We start from the raw sequence: 16,750 nt of genomic DNA, 5'->3' as shown, positions 1-16,750 counted from the left end.
TGGGCTGCAAGGTCCGGTCTGATTAAAGGATCGGTAACGATGCTGGAACGGCTCGCCAACAAGATCTCGCTGCGGCATCAGATCAGCCTCGTCACCGGGGCGGTCGGCCTCACGATCGTGGCCGCGGTCACGCTGGGATCCGCCTTGCTGGCGCGCGCGCAGGCCACCGACATGGCCGAGAACGCGCTGCTGCAGGTCGCACGCTCCGTTGCCGATCGTCTGGACCAGGACATGGCGGAACGCCTGCGCGAGATCCGCAACGTGGCCGCGCTCGATCCGCTGCAGCCTCACTGGATGGAGAATACCGGGAGTCTCCGCAACGTCCTGCAATCGATGCAGAAGACCTTCCCGGATTATGCCTGGATCGGCTTTGCGGACGAGACCGGAAAGGTTCGGGCTGCGACCGGCGGTATCCTGGAAGGTGCGAATGTCGGCCAGCGTCCTTGGTTCATCGATGGAATCAAGGGCGCGGCGGCCGAGGATGTCCATCTCGCGGCCCTGCTGCAGACTTTGCTCAAACCCAATGCCGACGGAACGCCCTTCCGGTTCGTCGATCTCGCATCGCCCGTCATCGACGCGTCGGGCCGGACCATCGGCGTCCTGGGTAGTCATCTCAGCTGGAGCTGGGCCGACGGGGTGCGCCGGGAGGTCCTGTCCTCCCGCCGCCCCGAACTGAAGGAGGAGGTCATCGTCCTCGACCGGACCGGCCGCGTCCTCATGGGACCGGCGCTCGGCACCCATCCGTATTCGCCTGCCGATCTCGCCGCCGGCCATTTCATCGCGCGCGGCCCCGGCGGAGACCAGTTCGCGGCCGTCTCGGCGACGAGGGGGCGGGGCGATTATGCGGGCCTCGGATGGATCGTCGTGGCCCTCCAGCCGGTGCAGACGGCCCTCGCGGGTGCCCACAGGCTGACCGTTCTCATCACCCTGGTCGGCCTCGGCGCGGGTGCACTCGGCACGCTCGGCATTTTCCTCGTGGTGACGCGCCTCAGCCGCCCGCTGGCGCGTCTCACGGATGCGGTCGACCGGATCGGCCGCGAGCGAAATGCGACGATGACGGAGCGCGTCCAGGGCTCCCCCGAAGTGTTGCGCCTGTCCGCCGCGGTCAGGTCCCTGTTGCGACGGATCGGCACCGCCGAAGCCGATGCACGCGACGTGGAACTCGAAGCGTCGCGGGCCGTCCGAGCCGCCCAGGACAGGATCGAGCGCATCGGCGCCGATCTTCAGGCCATGAAGCTGATCGCGAACAGGGACGCCCTCACGGGCCTGCTGAACCGGCGCGCGTTCCTGCCCCTCGCGAAGGACGCCCTCGGCGATTTTAGACGCTATCAGCGCCCCCTCTCGGTGCTGATGATCGACATCGATCATTTCAAGCGGGTGAACGACCGTTACGGCCACCCGGCGGGGGATGTGGTGATCCGCAAGGTCGGCACCATCATCAACGATACGATCAGGACCACGGACAAGGTGGCGCGGTTCGGGGGCGAGGAGTTCGTGGTTCTCCTCAACGACAACAATGCCGCCGGTGCCGCGATCATCGCGGAGCGTATCCGACAGACCGTGGCCAGCACGGTGTTCGAGGCCGACAACGATCGCCTCCTGGCGACGATCAGCATCGGCATCGCCGAGGCGGAGAAATTCGACACGGACATCGACCGCATCATCGAGCGCGCGGACCGCGCCCTCTACGAGGCGAAATCCCGCGGCCGCAACTGCGTGCATACGTTCGAGATCGACATCTACGATCTGCGTTCGGTCGCGTAGCCCCGTTCGTCGACGGGTCGGCCACCCTACTGCCAGCGTGCCTCCTGCCGGCGCGCGTCGCGGGGCTTCCGCCTGCGGCGGCCGAGGGACGCTCGCGCGCTCTCGACCGGACCGTCAGGTCTCCGAAAGGCGCGGGTCGAGGGCATCGGCGAGACCGTCGCCGATCGTGTTGAGGGCGATGAGGGTCAGGACGAGAAAGGCGGCGGGGCCGGCGAGCATCCACGGGGCGGATTCGAGGGTGCGCGCGCCATCCGCGATCAGTGCCCCCCAGCTGGTGGCCGGCTCCTGCACCCCGAGGCCGAGGAACGACAGGAAGCTTTCGAGCAGGATCACCTTGGGCACCAGCAGGGTCGCCGCCACGGTGACGGGACCGAGGGTGTTCGGGACGATATGGCGCCAGAGGATGGCCGGCGTCGAAAGCCCGAGCGCCTCGGCCGCACGCACGAAGTCGCGGGCGCGTAGCGACAGGGTCTGGGCACGCACGAGGCGGGCCATGTCGAGCCATTCCACCGCGCCGATCGCCACCAGGATCAGCCCCAATCCGGAGCGGAAGAACACCAGCAGCATGATGACGAAGAAGACGAAGGGCAGGGCGTAGAGGATGTCGACGATGCGCATCATCACCGCGTCGGCCACACCCCCGAGGTAGCCGGCCGCCGCGCCGTAGGCGATCCCGATCAGCAGCGCCACGGCGGTGGCGACGCCACCGATGAGGAGCGAGACCCGCCCCGCGACGAGGCTGCGGGTGAGGAGGTCCCGCCCCAGCATGTCGGTTCCCATGAGGAAGCGCAGGCGGCCGAGCGGCGCCTCGACGACGAGGCGGCGACCCTCGTCGAGACGCGCGACGACACGGGGGACACCAAACAAGTCGGACCGGGGGAGATAGGCGAGGACGCGCTCGTCGACGGGCTTGGCCGGGTCAGACACCACCATGCGCACGCGGTCGCCCGAAACGGTGACGTCCGAGACCGAGACCCGCATGCGGAAGGCGAGGCGGGCCAGCGCCGGACCGACGTCTCCAGGTTCGGGATGAGCGGCGAGGCCGGGCGCGATGCGGACGAGATCGGGATAGATCCTCCCGGGTTCGTGGCCGGTGAGGAACGGTCCGACGAGGCAGGCGAGCATCATCGCGACAAGGATCAAAGTGGCGGCGAGGGCGCCGCGGTTGCGCGTGAACCGGGTCCAAACGCGGCTCATCGCCCGTGCCTCAGGCGCGGATCGAGAAGCGCACAGGCGATGTCGGCGACGATGTTGAGCAGGGTGACGAACACCGCCACGAGGATCACGGTGCCCATCACCAGGGTGTAGTCGCGGTTGAGCGCCCCATCGACGAAGGCCCGCCCGATCCCGGGCAAGCCGAAGATCGTCTCCACCACCACCGACCCCGTCAGCAGCCCGGCCGCCACGGGCCCGAGGATCGCGACCACGGGCAGCAGCGCCCCGCGCAGGGCATGGCGGGCGACGCGTCGGGGCGGCAGGCCCATGGCACGCATGGTGCGGACCGGCTGGGCGTTCAGGGTCTCGTTGAGGGACGTCCGCGTCAGCCGGGCGATGGCGCCGATCTGCGGCAGCGCGAGGGTGAGGACGGGAAGCACCAGATGCGAGGGCGCGCCGCCCTCCCAGCTGCCCACCGGCAACCAGCGCAGGCTCAGGCCGAACACGATCTGGAGCAGGGGCGCCACGACGAAAGTCGGGATCGCCAGGGTCAGCCCGGCGAGAAGGCCGATGACCCGGTCGATCCATCCGCCGCGCCGGAACGCCGCCCAGGCTCCGAGGCCGATTCCGACGCCAAGGGACAGAAGGAGCGCGAGGCCGCCGAGGGTCATGGAGACGGGCAGGCCACGCGCGAACAGGTCGGCCACGGTCAGGTCGCGGAACGAGAAGGAGGGGCCGAGATCGCCCTGGATCAGCGCGGCGAGGTAGCGGCCGTATTGGACGATGAGGGGCTGGTCGAGGCCGTAGACACGGGCGAGATTCTGCATCGCCGCCGGCGGCAACGGACGCTCCAGGTCGAAGGGTCCACCGGGGGCGAGGCGGATCAGAAAGAAGCTGCCCGTCACGACGAGGAACAGGGTCGGGATCGCCTGGGCGAGGCGGCGCAGGACGAAGCCGATCATGCCGGGATCCCGCCCGTCACGCGTCGAGCTTCAGGAAACGCGTCGGCGACGCGTTGCGCGGGTTCGGGTGATAGCCGGTGAGACGGGCCGAGATCAGTGCCTTCGACCGGGTGTGAAGCACCGGGATCCACGGCAACTCTTCGAGGATGATCGCCTCGGCCCGGAACAGGAGGTCGGCCCGCCTGGCGAGATCCCGCTCGGCGGCCGCCTCGCGCATCAGCCCGTCATAGGCCGGATTGCTGTAACGGCCGGGGTTGAGCCCGTCATTGCCGGTCTCCAGCAGGAACAGGAAATTCTGCGGATCGGAGTAATCGGCGACCCAGGACATGCGGGCCACATCGAAATCACCGCCGTCGCGCAGGTGGGCGAAATGGGTTTTGGCATCGGTATAGACGAGGCGCGTCTCGACGCCGATGCCCCGCCACATGTCGGTGAGAGCGACCGCCGCGTTGCGGTTGTTATCGGTGCTGTTGAAGCGATACTCGACCCGGAGGGGCTTGCCGCCCGGGCCGAAGCCGGCCGCGGCGAGGAGTGACCGTGCCTCCTCCTCACGGTCGATGGGCATCGCGTTCCGCCCGGCGAGTTCCGGCGACGTACGGTAATTGTCGAGGCCCGGCGGGCAGAGGGAATAGGCCGGTGCCATGGTCTCGCCCCACAGCCTCTCGGCCAGGAATTCACGATCGATCACAAGGGACAAGGCCTGTCGCACCCGGACGTCGTCGAACGGGGGCTTCCGGGTACTGACGGCCAGGGCATAGAGCCCGAGCGACGGACCGAGGACGACCTGACCGCCGAACCGCGCCTTCAGCGAGGCCATCTGATCGCCCGGCAGGTCGGCGAGGGAGTCGATCTCGCCGGCGGCGTAGCGGCGAACCGCGCTGGAGAGATCCGGTGTCGGCAGGAAGGCCACCGTCTCGATCGAGACGCAGGCCGCCGCATGGAAAAAACGGTTTCGTGTCAATGTGATACGGTCGTTCGGCACCCAATCGACGAGGGCGTAGGCACCGTTGCTGACGAGGTTGCCCGGCCGGGTGAAGGCATCGCCGAAGCGCGCGATGGAGGGCGGATGCACCGGCAGGGAGGTCTGGTGGGTGAGGAGTTCGAGGAGGTAGGGCGTCGGCCGGTCGAGGGTGATGACGAGGGTCCGCGCATCCGGCGCCGTCACGCCGAGGCTCTCCGGCGCAGCCTCGCCCTGGTTCACGGCGCGGGCGTTCTTCAGCGGATACAGCACTTCGGCATATTTCGCCGCCGTCGCGGGGTGCAGGATCCGGCGCAGGCCGAAGACGAAATCCGCCGCCACGACCGGATCGCCGTTCGACCAGCGCCCGTCCTCGCGCAGATGAAACGTGTAGGTCAGGGCGTCGTCCGAGACGGTCCAATGCGTCGCCGCACCCGGGATGATGGCGCCGTGATTGTCGTAGGTCAGCAGGCCCTCGTAGAGGTCGCGCAGGACATGCGCCTCCGCGACGGTGGAGGATTTGTGCGGATCGAGAGTTTCCGGATCGGCATCGTTACCGCGCCGGTAGACCGGCCCGCCGGTCGCGCGCGCCGAGCTTGTTCCAGCCACGAGCAGAGCACCGCCACCGAGGAGGCAAGCCCGGCGGTCGGGTCGCATAGCGGCGCTCAGGCGCCGGTCTGCGCGGTGAATCCAGCGGCTTCGATCCCGGCGAGCGCGCAGAGTTCGTCGTTGTCGGAGGTATCGCCCGAGATGCCCACGGCGCCGATGACCGCATCGCCATCGCGGATCAGGACACCGCCCGGCACCGGCACGAGCGCAGCCGGACCGACGAGATGGCTCACGGCCGACACGAAATAGGCCTGTTCCTCGGCACGCTTGTGGATCGCGCGTCCGCCGAGGCCGAGCGCCAGGCAGCCATTGGCCTTGCCCATGGCGACCTCCGCGCGGCGCAGCGACGTCCCGTCCTCGGCGCCCAGCGCCTTCAGGGCTCCACGCGCATCGTAGACCACCACCGCGAGGGGCTTCAGGCTGTGTGAGCGCGCCGTCTTAAGGGCGGTGGCGACGATGGTCTGGGCGGCGGCGAGGGTCAGGTCGGGCATCGGCTTACCGGGGCGATCTGTTACGGGTCGGTCCCGACGTAACCCGCCCCGCGGCGCCGGACCAGCCCCGGCCTCATGCGACGCGATCGGCCAGGAACGCATCGTAGCGTCGTGCCACCGCCGACATATCCTCGAAATGCGGGAAGGCCCCGGTGGGCAGGACGTCGACGGTCCAGTTCGGGCGGCCGGCGACACGGTCGGCATGGCGGTAATCGACGAAATCCCCGCGCACCCCGTGGATCATCCAGACCGGGAGGGTGAGCGCCTCGTAGAACCGCCCCGGCGCATCGGGAAACAAGGCCCCGGACAGGAACGAGAACGGCGCATGCCGGGCGCCGGGACGATGGGCGGAGGCGTAGTCGTAGGCGAGCAGACCCTCGTCGATGTCCTTCGAGCCCCAGGTCTTTTCCAGGAAGAAGCGCATGCTCGGCCGGCTCACCAGGAGATCGAACAGCGGCTCCCCCCAGAGCGGGGCGTTCAGCATGGTGCGGGCGACGGCCCCACCGTGCCGGGTCCGGTCGCGATGCCGGCCGACGAAACGGGCATCGAAGCCGGTCGGACTGACGAGGCCGAGACTGCGATAGCCGCCCGGTTCCTCGAGAGCGGCGGCGGCGAGATACTCGCAGGATAGGGACAGGGCGACGGCATCGATCTCCCCGCCACCATGCCGATGTCGGATCTCGGCGGTGACGGCCCGGATCGCATCGGACATCAGGCGTGGGGTGTAGACCCGGTCGCTGCGCTCGGAAAAACCGAACCCCGGCAGGTCGAGCGCGTAGACCGGACGGCTCCCCGCGTAGTGCCGGTAGAGCGGGCGAACCTCGTAGGCATTGGCCGCCGCGTTCACCGAATGGATCAGAAGCAGCGGGACGCCCGGCACGGACGCGCTCCCATAGAGGCCGATCCCGCCGGCCGGCGTCTCGAGACATTCATGCCGGCCGGGCAGGGCCGGGTGAAGCGTCTGGTGGTGGTCGATCCCGAAACGGCTATAGGCGATCCACGCGCCGGCAGCACCGAGGGGCAGCAACGCGAGCTTGGCGGCGAGGGGCAGGGATCGATCGCGCCGGATCAGGTCGGGCATGGGGTCGTCCGCGTGATGGATCGGGTGCGGGAAACGCGAGGCGGCGCCGGTTGATCCCGGCCGCCGGACGCATCACGCCGTCGCGCCCTCGATCTCGCCGCTGAGCTCCAGCCATTCCTCCTCGGCCGCCTCCAGCGCGGCGGCGGCGTCGGAGCGCATCTTTGCGAGTTCTCCGGCCTTGGCGGCATTGGTCTGGAAGGCAGTGCCGTCGGCGAGCGCCGCGTCGATCTTGGTCATGGCGTCGGTGAGCTTCTTCATCCGCGCCTCGACGCCCTCCAGCTTCTTGCGCAGGGGGGCCAAAGCCACGCGGCGGTCGGCGTTGGAGCGGCGCTCCAGTGCCTTCACTCCGCCGGCGGCCTCGGACGCGCCCTTCTCCGCCTCGCGTTCGGGACCCGCGAGAACGAAGCGGCGGTAATCGTCCATGTCGCCGTCGAAGGCCTTCACGCTGCCGTTCGCCACGAGCCAGAGCCGGTCGGCGCAGGCCTCCACCAGGAAGCGGTCGTGGCTCACCAGGATGACCGCCCCCTCGTAGTCGTTGATCGCTTCCACCAGGGCCTGCCGGCTCTCGATATCGAGATGGTTGGTGGGCTCGTCGAGGATCAGGAGATGCGGCCCCTTGAACGCCGCCAGCCCCATGAGCAGGCGCGCCTTCTCACCGCCCGAGAGCTGCGAGACCGGCGTCTCGGATTTCGCACCCGAGAAGCCGAGGCGGGCGGCGGCGGCGCGCGCCTTCGATTCCGGGACGTCCGGCATCAGGTCACGGACATGGGCGTAGGCGCTCTCGGCGGGCCGCAATTCGTCGAGCTGGTGCTGGGCGAAATACGCCACCTCCATCTTGCCCGAGCGCCGCATCTCGCCGCTCAAAGGGGGCAGGCGCCCGCCGATGAGCTTGCAGAAGGTGGACTTGCCGTTGCCGTTGGCGCCCAGCAGCGCGACCCGGTCGTCGGGGGCGAGGCTGAGGTTGAGCCCCGAGAGCACGATCCGGTCCGGGTAGCCCGCCTGCACCCGCTCCATGGCGACGATGGGCGGCGAGAGCGGACGTTCGGGGCTCGGCAGGCGGAAGGCCGGCACGTCGTCCTCGATCACCGAGGCGATGATCTCCATCTTGGCGAGACGCTTGACGCGGGACTGGGCCTGGCGCGCCTTCGTCGCCTTCGCCTTGAACCGGTCGACGAAGCTCTGGAGATGCGCGCGCTCCGCATCCTGCTTGGCCTTCGCCTTGGACTGCAGCACGCGCTTCTCGGCGACCTGCCGGGCGAAGGAGGTGTAGCCGCCCCGGTAGATGCTGAGCTTACCGCGGTCGAGATGCAGGATGTGATCGACGCATTCGTCGAGCAGGTCGCGGTCGTGGGAGATGATCACGGCGGTGCGCGGATAACGCTCCAGGTAGTCGTAGAGCCAGATCGTGCCCTCGATATCGAGGTAGTTGGTGGGCTCGTCGAGGAGGAGCAGGTCGGGTTCGGAGAACAGCACGGCGGCCAGCGCCACGCGCATGCGCCATCCACCCGAGAAGTCGGAACAGGGCCGCCCCTGCGCCTCCGCATCGAAACCGAGGCCGTGCAGGATGGCGGCGGCGCGGGCGGGCGCAGAATGCGCCTCGATATCCACGAGCCGGGTCTCGATCTCGGCCCGGCGCAGGCCGTCGGCGTGCTCAGCTTCGGCCATCAGGCGCGCCCGCTCGGTATCGGCGGCGAGCACGACGGAATGCAGCGTTTCAGGGCCGGCCGGAGCTTCCTGCGCCACGGCGCCGATGCGCATGCCCTTGGGCATCGAAACGGTGCCGCCCTCGGTGGGTAATTCACCGAGGATCGCCTTGAACAGCGTCGTCTTGCCCGCGCCGTTGCGGCCCACGAGCCCGACGCGGGCCCGGTCCGGAATGACGAAAGTGGCGCCGTCGAGGATCAGACGTTCGCCGATGCGGTAGGTGAGGTCGTTGACGCGGAGCATGGAAGGCTTCTGGCGGCGCAAGGCGAGGGTTGCAAGGGGAGCGTCGCCAAGGGACGGGCAGGGGGGTGCCGTATCCGGCGGAGGCAGAGCGTTGTAATCGGGCGGCCATGACGCTGACGCTTCTCGCTGCCCTCTTTCCGATTGCTCTCCTGATTGGGTTCGGCGCGGCCCTGCGCCGCCTCGGCTTCCTCGCCGAAAGCTTCTGGCCGCAGGCCGAACGCCTTGCCTATTACGTCCTGCTGCCGAGCCTTCTTCTGGACAGCCTCGCCACCGCGCAACTCGCCGATGTCCCCGTCGGTGCGCTCGCCCTGGTCTTGGTTCTCTCGACCCTGGCGGTGGCGGGTCTGACGCTGGCGGCCGGACCACGCCTCGGCTTCGGCGGACCGGCCTTCACCTCGGTGTTCCAGGGTGGGATCCGCTTCAACAACTACGTGGGAGTTTCGGCGGCGGCCGGTCTCTACGGCGCCCAGGGCATCGCACTGGCGGCGGTGGCGAACGCCGCGATCGTCCCGACGGTCAATGTCCTCTGCGTGCTGGTCTTCGCCCGTTTCGGCACGGCGGGCAGGCCCTCGGCCCTCGGCCTCGCACGGCAGATCGTCCTCAACCCTCTTGTCATCGGCAGCCTCGGCGGCATCGCACTCCAGGCCTCGGGGCTCGGCCTGCCACCGGGACTCGAGCCGATGCTGCGGGCCTTAGGCCAGGCCTCGCTGCCACTGGGCCTGCTCTGCGTCGGCGCCGCCCTCGATTTCGGGTCGGCGCGAAGCTGGATCAGGCCGGTCGCCGTGGCGTCCCTGATCAAGTTCGGGCTGATGCCGGCCGCCACGATCCTCGCCTGCCTCGCCATGGGGCTCAAGGGTCCGGCCGCGGTGACGGCCCTGCTGTTCCAGACCCTGCCGACCGCGTCATCGTCCTACATCATGTCGCGCCAGCTCGGAGGAGACGCACCTTTGATGGCGGGGATCACGGCGACCCAGACCGTGATCGCCGGGGCGGCGCTCCCCCTCGTCCTGGCCCTCGTTCTGGCTTTGACCGGGATCGGCTGAGCCCCACCCGCGGGATTCGCGTCAGGCCAGTTCCCAGGCGGCGGGATCCTTCATCAGGGCCGCGACCAGGGCGTGGTTCAGTTCATGCCCAGTATGCGCCGCCTCGATACGGCCGAGGATCGGCCGTCCCGCCAACGCGAGATCGCCGACGAGGTCGAGCATGCGGTGACGCACCGGTTCGTCGGGCACGGTCATCCCGCCGATGATCCGCCCGCCGACGATACAGGCAGTCGAGGAGAGGTTCGCCCCCCGCAGCAACGGCTTGCGCAGGAGCGTGCCGTAAATCTTGGCCGGAATCGCCCATTTGGCCCGTCCGAAGCTGCGCGACGGGGCCAGTTGCTGAGTAAACACCTCCGGCGTGATCGTGCCCGACCATTGCATGGCATCGAAATGGGAGAGTTCGAGACGGCCAGAGAGATGAAGCGCGTCGGCCGGCTCGATCCTCAACGTCCTGTGATCCTGGCGGACCTCGACGGGCCGCAGCACGCGGATGCTGCGCAAAGGCGTGTCGCTTTCGGTCCGACCGCTCGCACGCAACGCCTGGCACCAGGGCAGGGCGCCCCCGTCGAAGATCGGCAGTTCCTCCGCGTCGAGGCAAACGAGTGCGTTGTCGATGCGATACGCGGCGAGCGCGGCCAGGAGATGCTCCACGGTGCGGACCAGCGGTCCTTCGGACGATCGCAAGGCGGTGCAGAGTGGCTGCGTCTCGCGAAAGGTCCATAAGGCTGGCACATCGACGGTGCGCGCCCGCCTGAAGCTTCGCCGGAAGACGATGCCGTGGTCGTCACGGGCGGGCGCGACGGTGACCGTGACGCGACGCCCGGTATGCAGGCCGTAACCTGTCAGAGAGAAGCTCGCGGACAGCGTCGCCTGCCGGGGGCGAGCAGTCGGCGGAGCCACCTCGCGCACGGCCTGGACCGATAGGGCGAGCGAATTCGCGGCGGCGTCATGCGGCGAGGCGAATCCTGGCCCAAGCCCCGATTGCCCTGGCAGACGGTTCGCATCTTCAACGTCCGTCGATGACGCGGAGCTCACCAGCATGTCTCGGGTCCCAGCGCGATCAACCGGGATTGTCATCCGACAGGCGGTTCATTCTGTGCGTGCGCTTAGCTTAACCCAGATCAGTTGCAAAGGCAGGTAAACTGCGCGCGATGAGGGTTTTCATTCTCCTGTCCGATGGCCAAGCCGCAGCCAATGCCGGCGCTCGATAGGTCGGACTCATCGAGACCTGGTATGAATCGAATATCCAACGACACGACTTTTGGTAGGGATGGTCCGACGGAATGGGTTGACCCACAGGACCGGCAGCTTAACGATCACTCGCTTTAGGAGATGATACCCGTGACTGCAGGACGGCTGGCGACAATCCCCTTCTTCAAGGAGCCGGGAATCGAGCTGTCGACCTATGAGACCCGCTGCCACTGGCGCCGGTTCGACGAGAACGAAGTCCTGGTCGATTACGACGACATCTCCACCGACGTGTATTTCCTCGCCTCCGGCGAGGTCCGCATCCTGAATCGCTCTCAATCGGGCAAGGAAGTCATCCTCGGCGAGATGCGGGGCGGCGCGTTCTTCGGTGAGCTCGCGGCTCTGGACGGGATCGGCCGCTCGGCCAACGTCACCGCCCTGACCCGCGGCGAGGTCTGTGTCGTTCCGGCCCCGATCTTCCGGCAGATGATCTTCGCCTCCGAGGCCATTGCCGACCGGCTGTTCCGCCTTCTAGCCAAGCGCGTGCGCGAGCTCAACACGCGGCTGATGGAACACGCGCTGCTCGACCTGCGCCACCGGCTCTATGCCGAGTTGTTGCGCCTGTCCGTGCCGCGCGCCGGCGGCGACGGGGAACGGGTGGTGACGCCGCCGCCTTATCACCATGTGCTGGCCGCCCGCATCGGCTGTCGGCGCGAGCAGGTGACCCGTGAGTTCACCGTGATGGCGGCGGACGGCCTGATCGACCGGACCAGAGGCGCCCTGGTCATCCGCCGGCCAGACCTGCTCGAGGCACGGGTCGCCGAAGCCTTGCGCGAGGACAATTGACGGCGCGGAACGCCGTGGCTCCGTTCCTCACCCTCGAACGGCTGACCAAGACGTTCGGCGCGCAAGTTGCGGTCGCGGATCTTTCGCTCGCTATGCCAGCCGGGGAAATTCTCTGCCTGCTAGGCCCCTCCGGCTGCGGCAAGAGCACGTTGCTGCGCCTGATCGCCGGATTCGAGACGCCGACAGGTGGCGCAATCCGCCTCGACGGCGTCGATCTCACCCGCCTCGCTCCGCACAGGCGACCGGTGAACATGATGTTCCAGTCCTATGCGCTGTTCCCGCATCTCAGCGTCAGCCGCAACATCGCCTACGGGCTGAACGGCCTCCGCCGCTCGGCCGCTGCCGCCCGCGTGGAGGAGTTGCTGCGCCTGGTACAGTTGGAGGATTTCGGGCATCGGCGTCCCGAGACCCTGTCCGGAGGCCAGCGCCAGCGCGTCGCCCTCGCGCGGGCGCTGGCGCGCGAACCGAAGGTGCTCCTCCTCGACGAGCCGCTCGGCGCGCTCGACCGGGGGCTGCGCGAGCAGACCCAGGGCGAGTTGCGCGCGATCCAGCGCCGCCTCGGCACCGCCTTCGTCATCGTCACCCACGATCCTTCGGAGGCCATGGCGCTCGCCGACAGGATCGGCGTGATGGACAAGGGCCGCCTCGTCCAGGTCGGCCGGTCCGAGACGCTCTACGAACGGCCCGTCAACCGCTTCGTCGCCGGCTTGCTCGGCGACGTGAACCTCATCCCGGGGACGGTCCGGGACGCCGACGGCGCGCTGGTGCGGGTCGAGACCGCCCTTGGGCCCATCTTCGCGTCCGGTGAGAGCGCCCCCTCCATCGGTGCGCCCGCGGTGATCGCCCTGCGCCCCGAGCGTCTGGCGGCGTCCACCATCGACGGGGTGGCCGCCGGGGATCGCAATACTCTCGACGGTCAGGTTGAGGCCTCGATCTATCTCGGCGACCACATCCGCTTCGACATCCGCATGCGGGATGGCAGCACGATCCGCGCGAACATGCCCGCCGGAACCGGGATCGCCAGCGAGACTCATGTGCGCCTGTCCTTCGCGCCGGATGCCGCGACCGTCATGGCGGCGTGATGAAGCGACTTCTCCCGGTCGCTCCGTATCTGTGGCTGGCCGCCTTCGTGCTGCTGCCCTGCCTCATCACTCTCAAGATCAGCCTGTCCTCACCGGCGACGGCGCAGCCGCCCTACCTGCCGGTGCTCGACTGGAGCGCGGGTATCGACGGATGGGGCGCGTTCCTGGAAGCCCTGGATTTCGCCAATTTCGAGACCCTTGCCGGCGACAGCCTGTATCGCGACGCGGCCCTCTCGTCCCTGCTCTACGCGGGCATGGCGACGGCCATCCTGGTGATCGTCGGCACGCCCATCGCCCATGCGCTCGCCCGCTCGCCGGCCCGGCTCCAGCCGCTTCTGGTAGCGCTGGTGATCGTACCGTTCTGGACGAGCTTTCTCATCCGCATCTATGCCTGGATCGCCATCCTGAAGCCCGAGGGCCTGCTGAATGCAGGACTGATCTGGACCGGCCTCATCGCCAGCCCCTTGGACATCCTGAACACACCCGCCGCGGTGATGATCGGCCTGACCTACGCCTACCTGCCGTTCATGGTGCTGCCGCTTTATGCGGTGCTTTCCCGCCTGGATCCGACCTTGACGGAAGCCGCCGCCGATCTCGGGGCCTCGCCGACGCGTGCCTTCTGGACCGTGACGCTGCCGCTGGCCCGACCCGGCATCGCGGCGGGTGCGCTCCTGTGCTTCATCCCGATGGTCGGTGAGTTCATCATCCCCGACCTGCTGGGCGGTTCCGATACGCTGATGCTCGGCCGCGTCCTGTGGAGCGAGTTCTTCTCGAACCGCGACTGGCCCCTCGCCTCGGCGGTGGCGGTGCTGCTGCTCGTGCTCATCGTCGGACCGATCGTGCTGTTCCGTGATGCGGAGCGCGAGCGGGAGGACGTCGGCCGGTGAGTGTGCTCAACCGACTCAGCCTCGGGCTCGGCCTCGTCTTCCTCTACGCACCGATCGCCGTTCTCGTCGTCTTCTCGTTCAACGCCTCGTCCCTCGTGACGGTCTGGGGCGGGTTCTCGACGCGCTGGTACGGGGTGCTCGTCAATGACGGCCCACTGATCGCCGCCGCCCTGGTTTCGCTGAAAGTGGCCTCACTCGCCGCCCTCGTGGCGACACTCCTCGGCACGCTGGCGGCGCTGGCTCTCAACCGCAGCGGACGCTTTACCGGACGTAGCGGCTTCACCGGCCTCGTCTACGCGCCCATGGTGATGCCGGAGGTGATCACCGGCCTGTCGCTCCTGCTCCTTTTCGTCGGGCTCGGTCTCGACCGCGGCCTCGTGACCCTCGTCATCGCCCACGCCACCCTCGGCCTCGGCTTCGTCGCAGTGGTGGTCGGAGCCCGTCTGAAGGGACTCGACCGTTCCCTGGAAGAGGCAGCGGCGGATCTCGGGGCGGGCCCCTTTCGGGTTTTCGCGACCATCACCCTGCCGTTGATTGCGCCGTCCCTGGTGGCGGCCTTCCTCCTCGCCTTCACTCTCTCGCTGGACGACCTCGTCATCGCGAGCTTCGTTTCGGGCCCTGGGGCGACGACATTGCCCATGCGGCTCTACAGCCAGGTCCGCCTCGGCGTGAACCCTGAGATCAACGCCGCGTCGACGCTCCTCGTCGGCGGCGTCACCGTCGTCGTCCTCGCGGCCTCGTTTCTCACCGGACGCCGCGGCGTAGGAAATCAGGGCACGTAGGCGCGCACCCTGGTCGGTAGATCGAGCGCACCCGTCCTCGGTCCCTGCATGTCATCGAGATTCAGGATCGAGCCGCCGCGGGAGTCGAGATCGGAACCACCTTCGCGCGGGATGGTGCGAACAGCGACCGCGTCCCATGGGCCTTCGATGTCCAAGAGGGTGCCCTGAGGCAGGCTCGAAGAGCGGTTCGGCGGCGACATCGGCCGCAGGGCGGGATCGGCTGGGCTTCGCGGCAACAGTTCCGCCCGTGCGGCGAGGGTCTGCTCCGGTAGAGACAAGGTTCCTCGTAACGAGGCGGTGAGCGACGACGTCTTCAAAATGCCATCGGCAATGTCGCCGACGCCATCGACGAAGCGCAGGGAGATTCCCGCGCGGTCGAACGGGGTGCGGGCGTTCCGGCGGGCCAAGGCACCGTCGGCGGCGACGCCATTGCGGTGCACTACGTCGGCGAGGTCGAGCCCGGCGAGGGTCCCGTTCTCCATGGCGAGGGACGAGCGTCCGTTCAGATGGTCGATCAGGCTGGCCGCGGTGCGGCCCGATCCCTCGAGCGTGAACTGTCCCTGGGCGTTTCCGAGAAGCCAGCCCTCCTGCCCGAAATCGACCAGCAGGGCGCCGAGATCGAGCCGGTCGAATGCACCCTGGGCGCGCAACTCCGTCTCACCGCGGTCGGTGGCGGAGGTCGTGAGGCCGAACCGTCCCTTGACGATGCCCCCTCTGACCACGGCGCGAGCCAGGGAGCCCTCGACGCTGCCCTCGCGGACCAGAAGGCTGGAAGCGAGATCCTCCATCACAAGCGGCCCGAGCCGGGCAGTGCCGGCCGAGAGACGCAGATCGAGGTCCCCTCCGGTGAAGGGGCGCAGCGCGAGACTTTGCCGGCTCCAGCCGCTGGCGTTCAAGGATTCGTCCGGGCCGAAGACCCGGATCAGGGTGGCGAGAGCGGGTGCGAGATTCAGGCTTTCGGCCGCCAAGGTCGCCTGAAGGGCCGGACGGCTCTCGGCGAAGCTGATCGATCCCGCACCTTCGAGGCTGTTGTCGCCAAGCCGCATTCGCATGGATGGCAGAAGGAGGGTCCGGCCTGAACTTTCGAACGTTCCGTCGATGGCGAGGCTATCGAGGAACGGCGACAGGGCGATATCCGTCCCCGCCCAGGTCAGGGTCTCGCGCAGGGAGCGCGATTGCAGGCTGCCCTGTCCGCGAAGCGACAATCCATCCGCGAAGCTGCCGCTTCCCTCAGCCGCCAGATTGCCGGCGGGCCAGGTCGCGCTGGCGGAAAAGGACGATTCCCGGCCGGAGAACAACTCGTCCAGCCTGACACCGGAGAGCGAAAATTGGGTTGGCGTGTCGTTCCAGATAAAGCTTCCCGCCGCGTTCATCTGGGACGACCAGAATGGCCAGGCCAGAACCAGATCGACATCGCGGGCGGTCTGGGCGCTGCCGTCGCGGGGGTCTCGGCCGGACAGCGTCGCGTCGGTGAGGCTGATACGACGCGGACGCGACGCGCCCCCCTGGGTCAGGCGCGCTCTCAGGCGCCGGAGCGGCTCGACCCAGCGCGAATCCCCGTCATCCTGGGGGAGGGTGATCGTGGTGCGTTCGAGGGAGAGGGTGTCAATCTCGATGCGGCCGGCGAGAAGGGCACGGATCCCGAGCTTGAGGGTGAGCGATCCGCCATCGGCGAGGAGCGGCCCGTCCAATGTCCCGGCGCTGAGTCGGACGCCCTCGAAATCGAGCCGGGGAATGGGCAGAAGCGCGACGCCCGCCGATCCTTCGGCCTTCATCGCAATTCCGTAATTGGTCGCCAGCGCCTTGCCGACGCCCCGCGTGAGGCGCGCGGACGCGACCGACCAGGGCAGACAGGCGGCGATCAGGGCAAGGACGAGGCTGCCGATACAGAGGGCCGGCAGGAGGCGACGGAGCGACATGTCTCTCCCTATCGGAGCAAAACCGCGACACGCGGT

14 protein-coding genes are annotated in these 16,750 nt (G+C 68.4%); 6 read left to right on the top strand and 8 right to left on the bottom strand.

Annotation, left to right across the window (positions count from 1 at the left end; translation table 11 throughout):
• Nucleotides 1-39: 39 nt before the first annotated feature.
• Complete coding sequence (locus ACYQR9_RS19150; protein ID WP_461227721.1) at nucleotides 40-1,764, top strand: diguanylate cyclase; 1,725 nt, start codon at nucleotides 40-42, stop codon at nucleotides 1,762-1,764.
• Between the two features lie 114 nt (nucleotides 1,765-1,878).
• Here ACYQR9_RS19150 and ACYQR9_RS19145 read toward each other — a convergent pair whose 3' ends face one another.
• The 6 genes from ACYQR9_RS19145 to ACYQR9_RS19120 all read right to left on the bottom strand — a co-directional run bounded on the left by ACYQR9_RS19145 (nucleotide 1,879) and on the right by ACYQR9_RS19120 (nucleotide 8,967).
• Nucleotides 1,879-2,961: an ABC transporter permease gene (locus ACYQR9_RS19145; RefSeq protein WP_461227720.1), complete on the bottom strand. Its 1,083-nt coding sequence runs from the start codon at nucleotides 2,959-2,961 to the stop codon at nucleotides 1,879-1,881.
• Nucleotides 2,958-3,881 carry an ABC transporter permease gene (locus tag ACYQR9_RS19140; protein ID WP_461227719.1) on the bottom strand — a complete coding sequence of 308 codons (924 nt, stop codon included), beginning with the start codon at nucleotides 3,879-3,881 and terminating at the stop codon, nucleotides 2,958-2,960. Before ACYQR9_RS19140 ends, ACYQR9_RS19145 begins: the two co-directional genes overlap by 4 nt.
• 16 nt (nucleotides 3,882-3,897) lie before the next feature.
• The gene (locus ACYQR9_RS19135) at nucleotides 3,898-5,496 is read right to left on the bottom strand and encodes a peptide ABC transporter substrate-binding protein (protein WP_461227718.1); all 1,599 of its coding nucleotides are present in this window, start codon (nucleotides 5,494-5,496) and stop codon (nucleotides 3,898-3,900) included.
• An 8-nt stretch (nucleotides 5,497-5,504) separates the two neighbouring features.
• Nucleotides 5,505-5,939, bottom strand: a complete 435-nt coding sequence (locus tag ACYQR9_RS19130) for a GlcG/HbpS family heme-binding protein (protein ID WP_461227717.1) — start codon at nucleotides 5,937-5,939, stop codon at nucleotides 5,505-5,507.
• A 73-nt stretch (nucleotides 5,940-6,012) separates the two neighbouring features.
• On the bottom strand, nucleotides 6,013-7,020 hold the full coding sequence (locus ACYQR9_RS19125) for an alpha/beta fold hydrolase (RefSeq protein WP_461227716.1): 1,008 nt from the start codon (nucleotides 7,018-7,020) through the stop codon (nucleotides 6,013-6,015).
• A gap of 72 nt (nucleotides 7,021-7,092) precedes the next feature.
• Nucleotides 7,093-8,967 (bottom strand): ABC-F family ATP-binding cassette domain-containing protein, encoded by a 1,875-nt coding sequence (locus ACYQR9_RS19120; protein ID WP_056425150.1) that lies wholly within the window; start codon nucleotides 8,965-8,967, stop codon nucleotides 7,093-7,095.
• Nucleotides 8,968-9,074: 107 nt separating this feature from the next.
• Between ACYQR9_RS19120 and ACYQR9_RS19115 the strand changes: the two genes are divergently transcribed.
• Nucleotides 9,075-10,010: an AEC family transporter gene (locus tag ACYQR9_RS19115; protein ID WP_461227715.1), complete on the top strand. Its 936-nt coding sequence runs from the start codon at nucleotides 9,075-9,077 to the stop codon at nucleotides 10,008-10,010.
• Between the two features lie 21 nt (nucleotides 10,011-10,031).
• Here the strand turns inward: ACYQR9_RS19115 and ACYQR9_RS19110 are convergent, their stop codons facing one another.
• On the bottom strand, nucleotides 10,032-11,051 hold the full coding sequence (locus ACYQR9_RS19110; RefSeq protein WP_461227714.1) for a UDP-3-O-acyl-N-acetylglucosamine deacetylase: 1,020 nt from the start codon (nucleotides 11,049-11,051) through the stop codon (nucleotides 10,032-10,034).
• A gap of 300 nt (nucleotides 11,052-11,351) precedes the next feature.
• On the opposite strand from ACYQR9_RS19110, the gene ACYQR9_RS19105 reads away from it, so the two are divergent.
• Genes ACYQR9_RS19105 through ACYQR9_RS19090 form a run of 4 tightly spaced genes read left to right on the top strand, consistent with a single transcriptional unit; the run spans nucleotide 11,352 to nucleotide 14,795 of the window.
• Nucleotides 11,352-12,044, top strand: coding sequence for a Crp/Fnr family transcriptional regulator (locus ACYQR9_RS19105; RefSeq protein ID WP_018043200.1), 693 nt, complete (start codon nucleotides 11,352-11,354; stop codon nucleotides 12,042-12,044).
• A complete protein-coding gene (locus ACYQR9_RS19100) occupies nucleotides 12,041-13,126 on the top strand; it encodes an ABC transporter ATP-binding protein (protein WP_461227713.1) in 1,086 nt (361 codons plus the stop codon). The genes ACYQR9_RS19105 and ACYQR9_RS19100 overlap by 4 nt, the downstream gene beginning before the upstream one ends.
• Complete coding sequence (locus ACYQR9_RS19095) at nucleotides 13,126-14,013, top strand: ABC transporter permease (protein WP_461223080.1); 888 nt, start codon at nucleotides 13,126-13,128, stop codon at nucleotides 14,011-14,013. Before ACYQR9_RS19100 ends, ACYQR9_RS19095 begins: the two co-directional genes overlap by 1 nt.
• Nucleotides 14,010-14,795 carry an ABC transporter permease subunit gene (locus ACYQR9_RS19090; protein ID WP_461227712.1) on the top strand — a complete coding sequence of 262 codons (786 nt, stop codon included), beginning with the start codon at nucleotides 14,010-14,012 and terminating at the stop codon, nucleotides 14,793-14,795. Before ACYQR9_RS19095 ends, ACYQR9_RS19090 begins: the two co-directional genes overlap by 4 nt.
• Here the strand turns inward: ACYQR9_RS19090 and ACYQR9_RS19085 are convergent.
• Nucleotides 14,783-16,714, bottom strand: a complete 1,932-nt coding sequence (locus ACYQR9_RS19085) for an AsmA family protein (RefSeq protein ID WP_461227711.1) — start codon at nucleotides 16,712-16,714, stop codon at nucleotides 14,783-14,785. The two genes, ACYQR9_RS19090 and ACYQR9_RS19085, sit on opposite strands and share 13 nt — an antisense overlap.
• Nucleotides 16,715-16,750: the final 36 nt, after the last annotated feature.

The organism is Methylobacterium sp. CM6241, from assembly GCF_054817845.1.
Note: the sequence above shows the minus strand (reverse complement) of the source record. Positions and strands in the feature narration are given on the sequence as shown.